The organism is Peribacillus sp. FSL M8-0224 (genome assembly GCF_038003055.1).
GTDB lineage: Bacteria > Bacillota > Bacilli > Bacillales > DSM-1321 > Peribacillus > Peribacillus frigoritolerans.
Genome location: NZ_JBBOOJ010000001.1, coordinates 4,507,639 through 4,526,852, shown reverse-complemented (window position 1 = coordinate 4,526,852; position 19,214 = coordinate 4,507,639). Strand labels below are relative to the sequence as shown.

The window sequence follows — 19,214 nt, the reverse complement described above, 5'->3', positions numbered from 1 at the left end:
GGCGCTTGCGTCGAGGAGGCTTGGCAGCCAGTCGGCGGAAAGGGAGCGGATTGCTGAAATCAGCTGGAATTTTTTTGAGGGGGCGTTTTCCCCGCAGGGAACTTGCACCCTTACCCTTTTTAGTGTACAAGAATCGAAATGGCACTATACACTAATAACAAAGCCATGATTACATTAAACTGACTTCTATACTTTGATAAAAACGTTTGAAAAACAGAACCGAACATACTCCAGCAGAACGTACTCATAAAACCAACGAAAGCAAGAAATAATGAAAAGAATAGTAAGCTGAAATTTGAAGAGTGATAAGGTAGGATGAAGGTCGATATTGCCGTGATGCCATATAAGATTCCTTTTGGATTTATGAATTGTAAAAGCATGCCTGCTATAAAACTGTTGTTCTTGTCATCATTATCGTCCTTCGCTTTATTTGAACTGGAAATGATTTTTATGGCCAGATACAGCATGTAAATTGCCCCAAGGATCGTCATGATAAATTCAATCTTTGGTATGAAATTTTCAAGCAAAACATTAAAATAACTGCACAATAGCATGATTACAAAAAAACCGGCACCTACTCCGAAACAAAATTTAATCGTCTTTTTTAACCCGTACTTGTTCGCAAATAACATGGCCATGATGTTATTTGGACCCGGAGTGAAACTTGTAACAAAAACAAACAGCAAAAAAGATAGTAATGGCATGGTTGACTCCCCTTTGTATGCTATAATGACCAAAATTGACATTATAACGATTTCCTTTTTATTGTACAATGCCGACGTTATATTGTAAATAAGGAGCATTTTTATGGAAGAAATAAATTTTATTATTGCTAACAATTTAAAAGCCATCAGGGAAAGTAAGAAATTAAGTCTTGAAAAGGTTGCCGAATTGACTGGAGTAAGCAAAACGATGATCGGACAGATAGAAAGGGGAGGATCGAGCCCTACGATTACGACAATTTGGAAAATAGCCAATGGATTAAAGATTTCATTTTCTTCATTGATAAATAGTCCGCAGCCGGATACAAAAATTGTTTTAAAAAGTGAAATTCAATCATTATCTGAAGATAACGGCAAATATCGAGTTTATCCCCACTTTCCCTTTGAGGATGAGAAGCGCTTTGAAGTATATTCAGTCGAGATAGAAAAAGGTGGATTCCTAAGTTCCGATTCGCATAGGGAGGGGACGGAAGAGTACATAACTGTTTTTGAAGGGGAAGTGACTGTACGTGTAAATAACGAAGAATTTACAATAAGGAGTGGTGATTCTATCAGGTTCAAGGCTGACAGACCGCATGCCTACCATAATTCAGGGGATACATTAACTCGATTAAGCATGATCTTATATTATCCAACTTAAAAAAGGGAGTAATGTAGTTCTGTTAATATATCTTAGCAAAGTGAATATCCCCTATGGATTGACTGTTGGTATGGTCTGCCTGTTGGGGATACTGCTTCAAAAAGTCAAAGGCCCAACGATTTGACTTGTTATCAAATTACTAGTAAACTGATGGTGCATCAAAGATGGGAGGCAGGCTTTACATGGATAGACGGGGATTTTCGGATGAGAACAAATTGAGTTTGCTGATTTGGCTGCGAATGGTTCGTTTTTATCAAAGAAGCAATCAGCTTTCGAATGAACACTTACAGCATTTCGGCGTCACCGCTGCCCAATTCGATATGTTGGCACAAGTACTTATCCATCAGCCTGTTTCACAAATCGAATTAGCGGAGCACCTAACGATAAGCCGTGGAGGCGTATCACATATGCTGACAAGGTTGGAAAAAGAGAACTTGATCGTCCGTAATCAACAATGGAAGGTTAAATATATTTCTTTAACGGAAAAAGGGAAAAAGTTAATGGAAAAGGTCATGCCTATTCAATCCGATTTCCAAGCTTCATTATTGGATATATTGGATGATGAAGAAAAGAAGCGCATGCATGAGATGATGATAAAGATTCATAGACATAGTTTACAGATGGAAGTGCCTAATGCCAGCCAGGAGGAATCCTAAGACTGGATCAGGCAGCCATAATGATAGCATTTTTATCAGTTTACTAGTAACTTAAGGGAGGAATGGAGTAATGAAAAGTGAAAATCATTTTAAACGAGATATTGTCGAAGTGAAAGATGTGAAGCTTCAAAGGTATAGTCCGATTCATACGGCCGGACCAGTCATAGAACCAGGAAACTGGGAAAAGAGTGATCCGTTCCTTTTAATGATGGAGGATAAATTTCAAAAGGGATCATTCGATATCCACCCGCACAGGGGAATTGAAACCGTTACATTCGTCATTGACGGAACGATCGAGCACTATGACAGTCATACCGGGGATGGAGGGATACTTGGACCTGGTGATGTCCAATGGATGACAGCGGGAAGCGGCGTTGTGCATAATGAGGTGCCTTCCGAAGGTGTGACTGCCCATTCCCTTCAACTTTGGGTCAACCTTCCCCGGAGTGAAAAGATGACGACACCAAGATATCAAAACTTAATGGCAAAAGATATGCCGGTCAGAAAAGAAGAAGGAGCACTAATCCGTGTCTTTTCCGGATCATCCAAGGATGTTATCTCAACAACGAAAAACCATGTTCCCGTGACGATGGTGGAGATGGTCCTGGAGCCTGGAGCATCGATCACACAGAATTTACCTGGAAGCTACAACGGAATCATTTATTTAATAGAAGGAAGCGGAATTTTCGGTAAAAACGAAGTGAGAGCTTCAAAGGGACAGGTCTTATGGCTGGGTACTTGTAAAGAATCAGGGGAAAGTGAAGTTGATATAACGGCAACTGAACCTTTAAGACTTGTTTTATATGCAGGAGAACCTTTAATGGAGCCTGTTGTTGCCCGCGGACCGTTTGTCATGAACACGGAAGAGGAAATCGATCAGGCATACCTTGAGTATCGGCAAGGTACTTTCTTGAAGCATTAGAATAAGATTTTTGACAAGGGCATCGTAACTGATGCTCTTTTTTTGTTTTTTTGAGGGTTTGCAAAATTACGTTGATTGGACACGGTAGGGGACTCGCGTTCCGCGGACGGTCCGCCCTCGGCGCTAACCTGCGGGGTCTTCCTTGGACACACGTTCCCACAGGAGTCTCGAACATCCGCTCCAATCAACTTTGTTTTAAAGTTTAGATAGAAACCCTCCTTTTGACAAAAGGGTATTAGGAATGGTTTCATCCCGAACCAGGATTTTAAAAGTAAACTAGTTTATCCTTAATGTTTTTTTTTAGTACCCCTCATTGGATGGAAGAAATTTGCGACACTCCTGCCGAAATACTGGCTAGCCGAGACCCCGGAGACGCCTGAGTCGAGGAGGCTTGGCAGCCAGTCGGCGGAAAGGGAGCGGATTTCTGAAATCAACTGGAACTTTCCTTGAAAAAACTGTAAGCAAACTGGCTTTCTTAGAATTTGTCTACTATTAGAGGTTCGGAATAGTCTCATCCCGAACCAGGATTTTAAAAGTAAACTAGTTTATCCTTAATGTTTTTTTACTATAACCCTCATTGGATGGAAGAAATTTGCGAAACTCCTGCCGAAAAATTGGCTAGCCGAGACCCCACAGACGCTTGAGTCGAGGAGGCTTGGCAGCCAGTCGGCGGAAAGGGAGCGGATTGCTGGAATCAGCTGGAAGTTTATTAAAAAAACTGCAGTTTCTGAGAGAGAGTTAACTTTCTCTTTTGTTTAATTTAGGTATAAAGACCAAGGGTGGTTATGGAAGCGTGTGATTCTATTTTACCATTAAATCATTTTATTGATATATCATCTATCTGTTACTAGGTATTTTAGGGTGATTATAATGATAATATTCTGTTAATATTCGATGTAGCATTGTAAATTTGTTTTAAAATTGGATTATTTTGTTGTAATATAGGAGATACACGGATCTTTAGAGGAAAAAAGTAGGGTGGATTTGTGTAGGGGTAAGTAAATTTGTCGGAATTCATTTTTTGGGAAAAGTGTGTCATTTATATGTATAAGTTATCAGAATGTTATGCCAGTATAGGACTAATGGGGGGATTACGATAATGGGGAAAAAGAAAATCGTAAAAATTGCATCAGCTACCATAATGGCTGCGACAACGATCGTAGCAGTAGCACCGGCACCATCGGATGCTGCGAATAGCCTTAATAGTAAAATCAAAACGGCCAAGGCCGCCATCAAAAAACCATTCGATACCTATTTCTACACTTCTAAACTCGCTTCAGTGTCCACTGTTGAAAAACAAATCAAGTCTGCAAAACAAGCAAAAAAAGACATCAACTCTACCATTAAAAAATCAATGTTAAGCAAAAAGGAAAAAGATGCCAAATACAAAGAAATCGAAGCTTATGATAAGTACATCACTCGTTCAGAAGGTTATGTAAAAGGATATAAAGCGGCTGAGAAAGCAAAAGCTGCACATGGCAAATCGATTGGCAACCTTACGAATTCAATACTTGCCAAGAAATCCATTGATATCAGGAATCAATACGAGGCATTGGATAAAGCCGTGAAAAAGGCAGATAAAGATATTAAAGATACGGTTTACGGTGCGAAAATCGAAAAGCTCCTATACGATAAATTCACTAAAGCGACCAAAACAGCTTTGAACGGTGACCTGAAAGTTCCATACTACTATGAAAAAGCTGCTTACTGGGTGAAGAAGGGGGATTTAAAGACCGCGGACAAACGGATGCAAACCGTTTCTTCGCAATTGAAGAAGGTCAGCAAAACATCCAAGCTCGGAAAAGCCATACACGCCTATGTTAAAGAAGTGAAAGGTAAGTATGATGATGCGGTATATGCAGAAAAGAAAAAAGAAGTGGCAAAGCAGGTCAATGCCTATGTAGCCCTTGCCAATGGGGAACTTAAAACAAAAGAACAGATAAAAGCGGCTAAAAAGGCCAGAGCCGACATCCACTTACATGGGATCAAGGAGTCGGACCGAAAGGAATTCGAAACGAAAATAGCATTGGCGGATAAGAAAGTAGCAGCTGCTAAAGAAGCTTTGAAAAATCCAGCGAAGGCAATCACGCTTTCCTTGATGCATACGAATGACACGCATGCCCACTTGGACAATGTGGCCAAAAGGGTGACAGCTGTTAAGGAAGTGCGTAAGAGTAAACCGCAAGCTCTTTTGGTGGATGCAGGTGACGTATTCTCGGGTACCCTCTATTTTAATGAATTCAAAGGGCAAGCGGATCTTCGCTTCATGAACTTAATGAAATATGACGTCATGACATTCGGGAATCATGAGTTTGACTTGGGTTCAAGCGCCGAAGGGCATCAAGCTTTGGCTGACTTCGTTGAAGGGGCACAGTTCCCATTTGTCAGTTCCAATGTGGACTTCTCCAAAGATGATAAGTTCAAGGGACTATTCTCGGATTTGATTTCAAGTAAGCCAGAGCATGGGAAGATATACAATGGAATCGTAAAACAAGTGGATGGCCAGAAGGTAGGTTTCTTCGGGCTTACGACTGAAGAAACGAAAGATATTTCAAGCCCTGGAAGTATAGTATTTGAAAACTATCTTGAAGAAGCCGAAAAAGCGGTCAAGGCGTTCAAAGGCATGGGTGTCAATAAGATCGTTGCCGTATCCCATATTGGTTACGATGATAATGCGGCCTATGACAATGATTTAACATTAGCTGCCAAGGTCAAGGGCATCGACGTGATCGTTGGCGGACATAGCCATACGCAGTTAAACGCCCCCGTTGTTATTGATAAGGATGATAAGGGGAAAACGAAAGATCCGACAGTCATCGTTCAAGGGTATCAGTATAGCGACTTTTTAGGAACGATCGATGTGGAATTCGATAAGAAAGGCAAGATTGTCGGACAAGCCGGTCAGCTGATTAAGCTTTCTGAAAAACAGGATGATGCTGAAGCGGCAAAAGTGCTTGAAACATACTCCTCGAAGATTAAGGAGCTGAAGGAAACGAAGACGGGTGCAATAGCTGTAAAGGCCTTGGAAACCCCTCGTGATTCAGGTGATGAAACGAAACCGAGTGTTCGTAAAAATGAAACCGAACTGGGTAATCTAATTACGGACGGAATGCTTAGTAAAGCGAAGGAATTCAATAAGGATGCGGTCATTGCTTTCCAAAATGGCGGGGGCATCCGCGCTGGCATCGATCAAGGTGAGATCACTTTAGGGGAAATCCTCACCGTTTTACCGTTTGGGAACACGTTAGCGACGATGAAGCTTACGGGTGCAGAAATCAATGAAGCATTAGAGCATAGTGTAAGCCTGGCCCCTAAGGAAAATGGCGGCTTCCTGCATGTTTCCGGAATGAAATTCAGCTACGACAGTTCGAAGGAAGCAGGCAATCGGGTGACAAAGGCAGAAGTCCTTGGACAAGATGGAACCTATTCCGAATTGGATCCAGCGAAGGAATATACTGTGGCGACCAATGCTTTTACAGCCAAGGGCGGAGATGGATTCAACGTTTTCAAGAAGGCTTATGAAGAAGGAAGAGTGACGGATATAGGCCTCGCTGATTGGGAGAATTTACGTGATTATGTAAGCGGGCTGAAAACTGTCGATCCAAGCATCGAAGGACGCATCAAGGATGTGGCTGGAAGCAATACAGACCCGACTGTGGTATTGGCTAAAGACTTTGGCGGAACGGCTGATGCGCCAAAAACACATGAAGGCAATGTAGTTGTGGATATCACGGATATTGCTTCATTGGAACATTCAGTGGTTAAAGGGAATCTTACATTAACGGGAACTCCTCCGGATGATTTTACTTTTTCAGAGGTTACAGTAGAGGGTGATTTGGATTTATCGGGACTTAACGGTAAGACCGTAAGCCTGAGCGGTGTCACGGTGAATGGTGAAACCATTCTTTAAACGGTTTTCAAATGATTGCTGAGCCTATGGAAAAAAGTTGGAGGGGTTGAGATCTTGAAGAAGAACGGGATAAGCAAGCTTTTCTTTGCCATACTGATCGTACTGTCAACGGTTCTGCCAAATGCAGCCGCAGCAAATGCCGAAGGGACAATATCGGTCATTGAAGCGATTAATAATAACAGCGGAACGGCGACGGTGAAGGGATATATCGTCGGTACAGCTAAAAGCGGTACAAGCTATCAACAAACATCGCCTTTTACTGAAAATACGAACATAGGCATTGCCGATAGTCCGGATGAAACGGATGTTAAGAAAATCATGCCTGTTCAGCTTCCAGCCGGAAGTATCCGAACGGCCTTGAATTTGGTCGAACATCCGGAATTACTTAAAGCGCAGGTGACGATTACGGGGAAGCTGGAAAAGTACTTTTTAGTACCCGGCCTGAAATCCGCAACGGATTTCACGATCATCACTGATGGGGGAACAACACCTGAACAGCCTGATGTGAAGGTTCTGGATTCCATTGCCGAGGCGCGCACGAATACGGAAGATGTCGTGCAGGTCGATGGGGTGGTCACGACGGGACTTGGTTATTGGGGAGGAAAAGGTTTTTATATCCAAGATGAAACGGCAGGGCTATATGTTTATGGTTCTTCGTGGCCTGCGGAAGTAAAGCAAGGGGATAAGGTTAGATTAATCGGACAAGTATCCGCTTATAATAAGGAATTACAAATCCAACCAACTTCCCTTGAAGTCGTATCTTCTGATAATGAACTTCCTGAAATCCAAACGATTGATGCTTCAGGGATCAATGAGGATACACAAGGTGAGCTGGTCACCATCGATAAGGCGACCATTACAGAATTGGCGGCATCGGGCACATACGGAACTTTCGAATTCAAAGCGGAAGATTCTGAAGGGAAATCCGTCATCGTTCGCCATGATAACCGGACCGGTTCGAGCTATGAAGATTTCGTGAAAAGCTTTAAAGCAGGGGATGTCATTTCCGTAACCGGAATCGGATCGAGGTTCAATGACACGTACCAGTTGAAGCCGCGTGGTATTGAAGATTATGAACTGGTGAACAAACCAGCCGTTTACACGGATATTTTCCCTGGTACGGTTAGTGAAAATACAAAGATATCACTTGAATCTGGTTGGGAAGAAGCGAAAATCCATTATACGCTGGATGGATCCGCACCAACGTCTTCAAGTGCTGTGTACACAGAACCCATCATTTTAACGAAAGATACGGTCATCAAGGCAATTGCTGTCAACGACAGGACATCGGAAGTTTTCACATTTGCCTATACCGTTAACAAAACCACTGAAGTGAAGATTCGTGACATTCAGGGGATGAATCATTTTTCATCTTATGAAACCCAACTCGTCTCAGGTGTGGAAGGTGTCGTCACTTATGTAAAAGATGCGAATAACTTTTACATGCAAGATCCCAACCCGGATACGGACTTAACGACTTCCGAGGGAATACTTGTGTACAACAAAGCGCATGGCCTAAAAGCGGGCGATCATGTCAAAGTGGCAGGTAAAGTCGCCGAATGGTATATCGAAGGATACGCTGAAATGAAAACGACGGATCTGCCGACAACTGAATTGACCAATACGACGATTGAAAAGCTTGGCACTGCATCGATGCCAGAACCGATCGTCATCGGAAAAGATGTCATTCCGCCGTCTGAGAACATCGATGATGATAGATTGACAGATTTTAATCCGGGTGAAGACGGCATTGATTTCTACGAGAGTCTGGAAGGAATGCTTGTGCAAGTATATAACCCGAAAGTGGTTGCTCCTCAAGACTATGGTGAATTGGTCGTGATTCCAGGGAATATGGAAACGACGACTGCAGTTGGCGGCGTCAAAATAACGGAAACGGATTTTAACCCTGAAAGAATTACCCTGGATATAAATGATGAATCATTTGCAGCGAAATCGGGTGATTTCTTTGAAAGCCCGGTTACCGGTGTAATCAGCTATGGATACAGCAACTATAGGGTAGTGACGGATAAAGCTCAGCTGCCGGCGTTAAAGGATGGCGGTACGGCTCGGGAAGTGACATCTTTAGAGAAGGATGCTGATGAGCTATCGATCGCTTCCTATAATATAGAGAATTTCTCCACTCAAACCGCTAATTCGAAAGTTGAAACGATCGCAACATCCATCATTACCAATCTTAAACAACCCGATATCATCGGGGTAACGGAAATGCAGGATAACGATGGGGAAACAGATAGCGGGACAACGGATTCTGCTCAAAGTGCCAAAAAGTTAACCGACAAAATAAAAGAGCTGGGCGGACCGCAATATCAATACATCGATGTCGCTCCAGAAGATAAACTTGATGGCGGTGCACCTGGCGGGAATATCCGTGTAGGCTTTTTATATAATGCCGACCGTGTCAAATTGACTGAAGGAACGAAAGGGACGGCAACACAGTCCGTGGCTTTCAAAGATGGAAAACTTACCTTGAACCCTGGACGAATCGAGCCTGCCGATCCCGCCTTCAATTCAAGCAGGAAGCCTTTAGCGGTTCAATTCGAATTTAAAGGCGAAAGCGTAGTGGTGGTGGCCAATCATTTTAATTCCAAGGGCGGAGACCAGCCGTTATTCGGCAAAAACCAGCCACCTGTCCTTTCAAGTGAAACGCAAAGGCTTCAAATTGCCTCCATCGTCAATCGGTTTGTCAGTGATATCAAGTCACAGGATGCCAAAGCGAATATCGTCTTGCTTGGAGACTTTAATGACTTTGAATTCTCGGCTCCGCTTAAAACATTGAAGGGCAAAGATTTAACCAATATGATTGAGAAAGTCCCTTTTGAGAAACGTTATTCTTACACCTATCAAGGCAATTCACAAGTACTGGACCATATCCTGGTATCGAATAATATGGCCGCGGCCACAAAAGTCGATATTGTCCATATTAATTCATCCTTCATGGAAGTTCACGGAAGGGCTAGCGATCATGACCCTGTATTGATTTCAACCACTTTATCTGAATCAAGCGGAGTTGAAACTCCTGCTCCAGAAAAAACATATAATCTGACAAACGTTAAAACGAAAAAACTTACGATTGCTTCACCTAGTGCTTTGATCGATCTTGATGAAACATCCAGCATCGAAGAAGGTATCTGGTTAAAAGGCTCATATGCTGTACTCAAAGGCCTCGGGCTGAAGAATGCTGCTGTGACGATAAAACCGGATAAGGATGGTGCAATCATTGATTTTAGCGGCATGGCGGTGAAGGAAGTCATCATTGATAATGCCAATGTAAAAGAAATCAGAGGCGCTGAAAATGTTCAGAAATGGTCGGTAACAGAAGGTGTTAACACATCGAATATCAAGTTTGTCGATTCCAAGGGGGAAGCAATTGCTTCCCCTTTCGACCCTAAAGAAAACCATGCGCCCGTCGTAACGAAAAAACTGGAAAATCTTGAAGTGAAAGCCGGCTCAAAGGTCACCATCGATTTGAGTGAGCACTTCTCAGATCCTGATGGAGATAAGTTGACCTTTTCATCCACTATCGGTACAGTCACCGGTCAGACATTAACGCTTCCTGCAAATGAAGCTGGAACATACCTTGTCGCAGTCAAGGCCGAGGACCAGCAATCGGAAGCGGTTGCCCGTTTCACGTTGACCGTATCGAATGATAAGCCGCTTGAAGCTTATTACGAAACGGCGGCAGGAAAAACGGGAACGGAACTGAAATCGGTTCTGCACTCGATAATTAAGGGCCATACGATGTTATCTTATGATCAAGTGTGGAATGCCCTTAAAGAAACGGATGAAGATCCGGTGAAAAAACAGAATGTCATCTTGCTTTACTCTGGAAAATCCATCTCGGAGAACGCGAATGGGGGCAATGCCGGACAATGGAACCGCGAACATGTTTGGGCAAAGTCCCACGGTGATTTTGGGACAAGCAAAGGTCCCGGGACAGACCTTCATCACCTTCGTCCCGCTGATGTGACAGTCAATGGCAAACGGGGCCACCTTGATTTCGACGAGGGAGGTCAAACATATAGTGGATGTGAATGTAAGTTTGATTCAGATTCATGGGAGCCGCCAGACCATGTTAAAGGTGATATAGCACGGATGCTATTTTACATGGCCGTCAGATATGAAGGAAACGGCGAGTTGGATCTTGAATTATCCGATACAGTCAATACGTATCCGAAGCCGCTTCATGGAAAGCTATCGACACTTTTAAAATGGAATGAACTCGATCCAGTCGACGATTTCGAGAGCCATCGCAATGATGTCATTCAGGACTGGCAAAATAACCGCAATCCATTCATCGACCATCCGGAATGGGCATCCGAAATTTGGGGTGCCGCTGAATCCAGAGATGAAAAAAAGGCGAGTTAAATCGGAGATCGAAGGGGAAGCAGCCTGATGGCTGCTTTTTTTAGTTTGATTACGCAGGTAATTAGAAAGTGCCTCACCCCGAACATGATTTTAAAAGAAAGCGGCATGTAAGTAAATGGGTTAATTATCTTAAAATACTGAAAAATCAAATATTACTTCTAAGTTAAATAATAAAAAATTTTGGTGGGTATGTTATGTAATATATGTTAATATGGGATATGCAATGAAAGGGTTTTCATTGCAAGAATGATAAAAATATTTTAATATAGTAATAATGCCGCTTTTTGATCTTCATTCACTTTAAAAGACGGTTAAAAAATTTATTGCCAGAAATGGGGCATTACACGATGAAATACAGATCTGCATTCGATATAATCGGTCCCGTCATGATTGGACCTTCAAGTTCACATACAGCAGGAGCTGCCAGAATTGGCAGAGTAGCACGGACATTATTTGGAAAGCAACCGAAGAAAGCGATTATTTCTTTATATGGTTCTTTTGCAAAAACATACAGGGGACACGGTACGGATGTTGCTGTCGTAGGCGGGATCTTGGATTTCGATACGGATGATGAACGAATCCCTGCCTCTTTAACGATAGCGGAAGAAGCCGGTATGGACGTTTCCTTTACAATTGAGGATACTGTGATGGATCATCCTAATACAGTCAAGATCAGATTGTTCGACGAAGATAAGGAATTGGAACTGGTTGGGATCTCCATTGGCGGCGGAACGATAGAAATAACGGAGCTGAATACATTCAAGCTAAAATTGTCAGGGGAAAACCCAGCCATTTTAGTCGTGCATAACGATGTGTTTGGAATCATATCTTCCGTTTCGACCGTATTGGCGAATCATGAAATTAACATTGGTCATATGGAAGTTTCACGAAAAGAAAAAGGTCAAATGGCCCTCATGGTGATTGAAGTCGATCAGAAAATCCAGAGCGATGTCATGAAGGAAATTGAAGGATTGGAAAACGTGTCGCAAGTCATAAGGATGGTTGAATGATCATCATTCAAAGTGCTGGCATAGATATGGAGGTAAAAACATGTTCCGAAATGTAGCAGAGTTGGTTGAACTTGCTGAAAGTAAACAGGTAAAAATCGCGGAAATCATGATTTTACAAGAAATGGAGTTCTCAGGCCTGTCGAGAGAACAGATCATCGAAAAGATGGACAGGAATTTGACAGTGATGGAACAAGCGGTGGAAAGAGGTCTGAAAGGTGTGCAATCCGTGACAGGCCTAACGGGCGGAGATGCCGTTCTTTTGCAAAATTATATCAAGTCAGGCAAGGCACTGGCAGGTAATTTATTATTGGATGCCGTCAGTAAAGCTGTTGCGACGAACGAAGTGAACGCAGCAATGGGAATGATTTGTGCCACTCCGACTGCAGGTTCTGCGGGCGTTGTGCCCGGTACATTATTTGCCGTGAAAGAAAAATTAAACCCGACCCGGGCAGAGATGATTGAATTTCTTTTCACTTCCGCAGCCTTCGGATTCGTGGTTGCAAACAATGCTTCCATTTCTGGAGCGGCAGGCGGCTGCCAAGCAGAAGTGGGCTCGGCAAGCGGAATGGCCGCAGCTGCGATAGTGGAACTGGCCGGCGGTACACCAAGCCAAGCGGCAGAAGCGATGGCGATCACTTTGAAGAACATGCTTGGATTGGTTTGTGACCCAGTGGCTGGATTGGTTGAAGTTCCTTGCGTGAAACGTAACGCAATGGGTGCATCCAACGCAATAACGGCAGCTGACATGGCACTTGCGGGCATTACGAGCCGCATTCCATGTGACGAAGTGATCGATGCCATGTATAAAATAGGATTGACCATGCCGGTTGCACTTCGTGAAACGGCAGAAGGCGGCCTGGCTGCGACTCCTACTGGGCGCAAATTGGCAAAGGAAATTTTCGGTTCATATAAATAAACATTCAGTCCCATTAACAAGAGGTTTGTTAATGGGATTTTTAATTGGTCTTAAAAATAAATGAGGCTATTTTTGTGAATGAAAAAAGGAAATTAGAGGAAGACCGAGGGATTTGGCGTTTTTGGACACGGAGATGGAAACAGTCGTTAAAAAATCTGAATTATCAGTGAATATGGAGCTATAGCAACTTTGTGAGTTATCCCTTTCAATGATAAGATGAGTACGAAATTCACTATGGGAAGGATTGATTCTTCATTAATTTTCTCGAACTAACGTACACGTCGGCAATGGAAAAAGCGATGTTTCAGGCTCATGGAATCGGCTATGCACAATATGCTCAAAAACTGGAGCAACGCATGATGGTTGAACAAGAACGGGAACAGGATTATCTACAGGGCAGGCGTATATCAGAGGAGATGAGAGCCAATCTTTTTTTGGGGAGCTAATTTCGATCTGCGATATCGATAACATAAACGAAAAAATACAAAAGGAGCAATCGAAAAGATTGCTCCTTTTGTCCGGCCATAAAGGGTATTTTTCCATTAAAAGAAGGAAACAGCACTTTTAAATAGAATGTACGTTCATGAAGAGGAGGAGGATCTTGTTGGAGAGAAAAGCATTGCTTGTATCAGCATTACCGGGATATGAAGAGGAAATTGGGCGGTGGCTATGGTGTTTAGAAGATGTTCGCCGTACGCTTATATCGGAATTGACTGGAATCAGCCAAAATATACTCGATTCAAAAATTGATGAAAGGCACACTATAGGCTCGATGTTATATCACATCGCGCTGATAGAAGCAGATTGGTTATACGAAGAGGTCCTTGTTACGGAATGGGATTCGGAAGTATCCGCGTTGTTTCCGGTAGGGTGCCGTGCTGAAGATGGCTCCCTGAATCATATTGAAGGACAAACATTAGACGAACATTTCTACCGACTCAATAAGGTGCGTGAGGTATTTCTTTCAAACTTTCGCACAATGGACCTGACGGATTGGCGTAAACCGAGGGTACTTGAAAAATATGATGTCACACCTGAATGGGTCGTTTACCATTTGATTGAACATGAATCACATCATCGAGGTCAGATATTCCAATTGCTGAAGAAATTACGGAATGAAAATGAAGTTAAAGAAATGTGATTCTTTAATCCCTGCTATCAACATCAGATTATGGAGGTCTCACCCGGAACCATGATTTTAAAATAGGACTAGATTATCCTTAGTGTTTTTTTACTGTTATCCACAGGAATGTTTAATAAATAAAGAACCTGAAGGCAAACTTGCTTTTCTTTCAGTCTGGAGCTGCCTTTATGGCAGCTTTTTGTATGTCGAGATACTTGGTTGTTGGATATTTATGGTGAATTACCCATAATAAGTTACAGTTTATGGTATATTGGTTAATGTCAATACGTCAACATGGTCCGGTGTGCTTGCGTTTTTGTTTGTCTTTAAATTAAAGAATAGATCCAAGCCTTCAAGAAAGAAAGCAGTGAGGTTTCCGATCTTTATGAGGTTATAGCGGTCAGTGCTATAAAAGACGGTGACGCCATCGTAAATTGAAATTATGAAAACAAGACATCTTGATGATTCCATATGGGATGAAACCATCAGAGACGTTTGTTAATAAAAAAAACTGTAGGCAAACTCGCTTATCTTCGAGTTCGTCTACAGTTTATATGTCTGGACTTTTATATCATTTAATCTATTTGGTGATTATGACCGAATTTCGACTTTAAGACGCTGCTCGCATACCCAATGAATCCTCCAACAATGGCAGGGACGATCCACCCAAGCCCAGCTTCATACATAGGAAGTATTGCAGTGAAGAAATCATTGATGAATGTAATGTGTACACCTGCTCCATTTAATCCATCAAATAGACTGACGATGAATGTTAAAAGTAAGCTGCCTTGATAAACCTCAGGTCTTCCCTTAAATAAGGAATGAAGAAATGTTAGGAAGATCAAAACAATGGCTAATGGATAAATGGCTGTCATAACCGGTACTGAAATGGCAATTAACTGGGTTAGTCCAATATTGGCAATGATTGCACTGAATATGGATAAACTTATGGCAATCGTTTTGTAAGGCAGACTTGGAAATAGCTTATGGAAGTACGTCGAGCAAGAGGTAATGAGTCCTACGCTCGTCGTTATACAAGCTACTGTGATCATTAATCCCAATAATAGCCCGCCATATGATCCAAAGTAGTAATCCGAGACTTTCGCCAAGATAATGCCTCCATTATCCAAGCGTCCAAGTTCCCCAACGCTTGAAGCACCCATATAAGAGAGAGCTGTATAAATGGTGGCAAGGATAACGGCCGCAATGGCAGTCGCTTTTCCACAAACGATCATGATTTGTTTTTTTGTTTTGGCACCTTTTTCTTTGATGGCATTAATGATGATGATGCCAAAAACAAAAGATGCAAGAGTATCCATGGTTAAATATCCTTCTCTGAACCCATTGAAAAATGGTTGAACCATATAGTGCTCGGCAGGTGCTTCAAAATCTCCAATTGGATTAACGAAAGCGACTACCACCAGGATTCCAATGAACGTCAACTTGATGGGTGTCAAAACTTTCCCCACAATTTCGACAATTTTCGCGGGATTGAGCGAAAGAAGGCATGAAACTGTAAAAAAGATGATGGTGAAAATAAGTAAAGGCAATGGACCTGGATCTTCAGGCAAAAAAGGTTTTACACCGATCTCAAAAGAAACGTTTCCTGTTCTAGGCATGGCGAATAATGGACCAATGGCTAAATAAAGAATGGTTGTGAATACAATACCAAAGACTGGATGGACACGGCTCGCTAATGATTGTAAATCATCTTTTCCAGAAAAACCGAGTGCCAGCACACCAAGTAACGGTAATCCTACTCCTGTGACCAAAAACCCTGCATTAGCCGACCAGATATTCATACCTGCCGATTGACCAAGCATTGGCGGGAAAATTAAATTCCCTGCACCGAAGAAAAGGGCAAATAACATGAACCCAATCACTACTATAAATGAAGATGGAACCTTATTAGACAAAATAAACCCTCCGACCAAAATTTGCTATTTTAGAAAATTATTAAATTTTCTAAAAATTATATAAACAGTAATACTAAGACCGTAAAGTATTATAACTAAATTAAATTGATATTTCAATATATTTTTTGTTTTTTATTATTTACCTTGATGATCAGTGATCCGCCCTTATCTTATTTTGAACATCTAAAGGCTGCTCATACTCATGAAATTTGAAATGTAAAGGAAATGAGGATGCAGAAAAAACTGCTTTACGTCGCGAACCAGTTTGAGCTCACGATAAAGAGTGACGGTTTAGATGCGGTTTTAATTGTGGGAAAATTAAGGAGGTGTTTAGAATGGTTGAAAAAATACTGGGATTGTTCTTTGAAAAACGGAAACAAAACAAAAAGGATGTTTTATTACTAATTTTCATATTCATGCTTCCTATAATTAATTTGGTTACGTATATCTCGGATATGGACTTATCTTGGTTATCTGGCATTGTATCAATTGCAATCATTATTCTTGCGGCATCTATATATTTTGAAGGAAAAAGAAACAGGGAAAACGATGGATAAACTTCTGTTTTAGTTTGAGGGGATGTAGGCTAATTGTAGTTGTTTAATCAATAAAATAAGATGACGCTAAAATAATAATTATTACTTTAATTAGGGACTGTACTTCAAAGGGAGCTGCTTTGGCAGCGCTTGAGTTTGTAGACAAAAGGGGTTTATCTAAATTTCAAAACAAAGTTGATTGGAGCGGGTGTGCGAGACTCCTGCGGGAAAAGCGCGTCGAGGGGAGACCCCGCGGCGCCGAGGAGGCTCCTGGACCGCCCGCGGAAAGCGAGTGCCTGTAGTGGAAATCGACATTCGAGGTTTTATAAACCCAAATAAAAAACTGAGGAAAACTTAATTGTTTGTTTACATTTGGGCTGCTTATGCAGATACTCCTTAAATTATAAATTGAAAGGAAGCTCTAAGGTATCCGATCAACGGGAGTAAAAATAACTTGTGCTCAACAGGGTTTGTATAGTCTTCTTCTGTCAATAATGGTTATGGAATCAGAATTTCTGCGTTTTGTCTATAACTTACCGTTTTGTCGTGAAAGGAATTTATGAAAATGCTCGAGAAGGGTAAAATCGGAAGCCGTCAACTGATGATATTAGTGATTCTATATACGCTTGGAGATTCTATTTTAGTCATTCCCTCCGTTGTCGCTTCCGAAGCTGAACAAGATGCTTGGATTTCGGGCATGATAAGCGTGGCAATAGCACCGTTATTGATTGTTTTGATATATGAGGCCTTAAGGAAATGCTATCCTGATTTAACATTAGTGGAATACAGCCAAAAAATTCTGGGGAAGTGGCTGGGAATGGCTATTTCTCTTCTTTTTATAAGCTACTTTTTTATAACCACAGCGACTTATTTGAGTGAAATTGGGGATTTTATGATTAGTCATATTATGCCTGATACTCCAATTCAAGTGATCATGATTCTTTTTATGAGTGTCGTCCTCATGGCCGCGCGTCTTGGTTTGGAACCTTTGGCCCGAAGCGCGGAAATATTTTTCCCCTATGTTTTATTACTTATATCAACCTTGATAATTCTTCTGCTTCCCGAGATTAAATTTCAAAACCTGCAACCCGTATGGGAGGGGGGAGTGAAACAGGTTATACGGGGTTCTATACCATTTATTGTTTTTCCGTTTATTGAACCGGTTGCGATTCTAATGATCCTCCCGTTCGTAAGTCAAAAAGATAAAATAAGAAAAAGCCTTTTTGTCGGTCAATTGTTGGCTGGAAGTGTTTTGATCATTATAACCATGTTAGCCATTCTTGTACTTGGTTCCGAGTCAACGATAAGACAAAATTATCCAATCTATATGTTGGCAAAGAAAATAAATATCGCTGATTTCTTGACGCGGCTGGAAGCAATAATGGCCATAATATGGTTCATCACAATTTTTATTAGATTTAGTTTGTTTTTTTATGTGACCGTTTTAGGTACGGCCCAAACGTTAAAATTGCAAGATTATCGTCCTCTGGTTTTTCCGTTTGGTATCCTATTGATTGCCTTTACTCTGATGATGACACCGAATATTGTCCATTATAATAAATTCATTACAGAAATCTGGCCGTTTTATGCCATGACATTCGGGTTTCTGCTGCCATTGATATTACTAATAATCGCCAAAGTTCAGAAAAATGATCAACGTAACTAAGGCGGGTCTATCTATTAAGAAACTAGTGTATAAAATTCTATTAGAAGCTCAGGTGTCATTTTTTACTTTGTCTCAGTTTATAGAACTCCTCGACCGTCGATTTCCACTACAGGCACTCGCTTTCCGCGGGCGGTCGGGAAGCCTCCTCGGCGCCTTGCGCCTGTGGTGTCTCCCCTCGACGCGCTTTTCCCGCAGGAGTCTCGCACCTTTCGTTCCAATCGACTAGGTGATCCTTCATGGTTTTTTACAGTAATCCATAAAGGATGTAAGAAATTTGCGACACTCCTGCCGAGTAACTGGCTAGCTGAGACCCCGGAGACGTTTACGTCGAGGAGGCTTGGCAGACAGTCGGCGGAAAGGGAGCGGGTTTCTGGAATCAACTGAAATGTAATTTAAGAAAAAACCGTATGCCGGCTCATCAGAACCAAGTTTAAGACTAGATGATCCTTCATGGTTTTTTACAGTAATCCTTAATGGATGGAAGAAAATTGCCGCACTCCTGCCGAAATACTGGCTAGTCGAGACCCCACAGACGCTTGCGTCGAGGGAGGCTTGGCAGACAGTCGGCGGAAGGGGAGCGGATTTCTGAGATCACCTGGAACGTTTTTTTAGGATTATGAAATAGACAAATAGAATTTAAAAAATAGTTTGACTTTTTTAACAACTATGTTTATATTTGGTTTAATACTAACTACCGTTAGTTAATATGGTGCGAAAAAGTAGGTGTTAGACATAAAAAGTAATCCAATGAATCATGGTTTGTAAGCGATTACACATTGTGTTCGTAAATTCATATGAAAAGACTTTTATT

General features: G+C 41.8%; 12 protein-coding genes. 10 read left to right on the top strand and 2 right to left on the bottom strand.

Going from position 1 to position 19,214, the window contains the following annotated elements:
• Positions 1-119: 119 nt before the first annotated feature.
• A complete protein-coding gene (locus MKX49_RS21920; protein ID WP_252270499.1) occupies positions 120-704 on the bottom strand; it encodes a LysE family transporter in 585 nt (194 codons plus the stop codon).
• Positions 705-807: 103 nt separating this feature from the next.
• On the opposite strand from MKX49_RS21920, the gene MKX49_RS21915 reads away from it, so the two are divergent.
• The 8 genes from MKX49_RS21915 (at position 808) to MKX49_RS21880 (ending at position 14,303) form a co-directional block, all read left to right on the top strand.
• Positions 808-1,362, top strand: a complete 555-nt coding sequence (locus tag MKX49_RS21915) for a helix-turn-helix domain-containing protein (RefSeq protein WP_323598538.1) — start codon at positions 808-810, stop codon at positions 1,360-1,362.
• Positions 1,363-1,544: 182 nt separating this feature from the next.
• Complete coding sequence (locus MKX49_RS21910; RefSeq protein WP_340877772.1) at positions 1,545-2,018, top strand: MarR family winged helix-turn-helix transcriptional regulator; 474 nt, start codon at positions 1,545-1,547, stop codon at positions 2,016-2,018.
• A gap of 70 nt (positions 2,019-2,088) precedes the next feature.
• On the top strand, positions 2,089-2,940 hold the full coding sequence (locus MKX49_RS21905) for a pirin family protein (protein ID WP_336866549.1): 852 nt from the start codon (positions 2,089-2,091) through the stop codon (positions 2,938-2,940).
• A 1,099-nt stretch (positions 2,941-4,039) separates the two neighbouring features.
• The gene (locus tag MKX49_RS21900) at positions 4,040-6,850 is read left to right on the top strand and encodes a bifunctional metallophosphatase/5'-nucleotidase (RefSeq protein ID WP_340877771.1); all 2,811 of its coding nucleotides are present in this window, start codon (positions 4,040-4,042) and stop codon (positions 6,848-6,850) included.
• A gap of 54 nt (positions 6,851-6,904) precedes the next feature.
• Entirely contained in the window at positions 6,905-11,236 is a 4,332-nt protein-coding gene (locus MKX49_RS21895; RefSeq protein ID WP_340877770.1) for an endonuclease, read from the top strand.
• A 347-nt stretch (positions 11,237-11,583) separates the two neighbouring features.
• Positions 11,584-12,246, top strand: coding sequence for an L-serine ammonia-lyase, iron-sulfur-dependent subunit beta (sdaAB, locus tag MKX49_RS21890; protein ID WP_054399153.1), 663 nt, complete (start codon positions 11,584-11,586; stop codon positions 12,244-12,246).
• Positions 12,247-12,286: 40 nt separating this feature from the next.
• Positions 12,287-13,162, top strand: a complete 876-nt coding sequence (gene sdaAA, locus MKX49_RS21885; RefSeq protein WP_063596028.1) for an L-serine ammonia-lyase, iron-sulfur-dependent, subunit alpha — start codon at positions 12,287-12,289, stop codon at positions 13,160-13,162.
• A 601-nt stretch (positions 13,163-13,763) separates the two neighbouring features.
• The gene (locus MKX49_RS21880; protein WP_340877769.1) at positions 13,764-14,303 is read left to right on the top strand and encodes a DinB family protein; all 540 of its coding nucleotides are present in this window, start codon (positions 13,764-13,766) and stop codon (positions 14,301-14,303) included.
• A 557-nt stretch (positions 14,304-14,860) separates the two neighbouring features.
• Here the strand turns inward: MKX49_RS21880 and brnQ are convergent.
• Complete coding sequence (gene brnQ / locus MKX49_RS21875; protein ID WP_340877768.1) at positions 14,861-16,201, bottom strand: branched-chain amino acid transport system II carrier protein; 1,341 nt, start codon at positions 16,199-16,201, stop codon at positions 14,861-14,863.
• Positions 16,202-16,536: 335 nt separating this feature from the next.
• Between brnQ and MKX49_RS21870 the strand changes: the two genes are divergently transcribed.
• The gene (locus MKX49_RS21870) at positions 16,537-16,758 is read left to right on the top strand and encodes a hypothetical protein (protein WP_340877766.1); all 222 of its coding nucleotides are present in this window, start codon (positions 16,537-16,539) and stop codon (positions 16,756-16,758) included.
• Positions 16,759-17,302: 544 nt separating this feature from the next.
• A complete protein-coding gene (locus MKX49_RS21865; RefSeq protein ID WP_340877765.1) occupies positions 17,303-18,403 on the top strand; it encodes a GerAB/ArcD/ProY family transporter in 1,101 nt (366 codons plus the stop codon).
• The last annotated feature ends 811 nt before the right edge of the window (positions 18,404-19,214 follow it).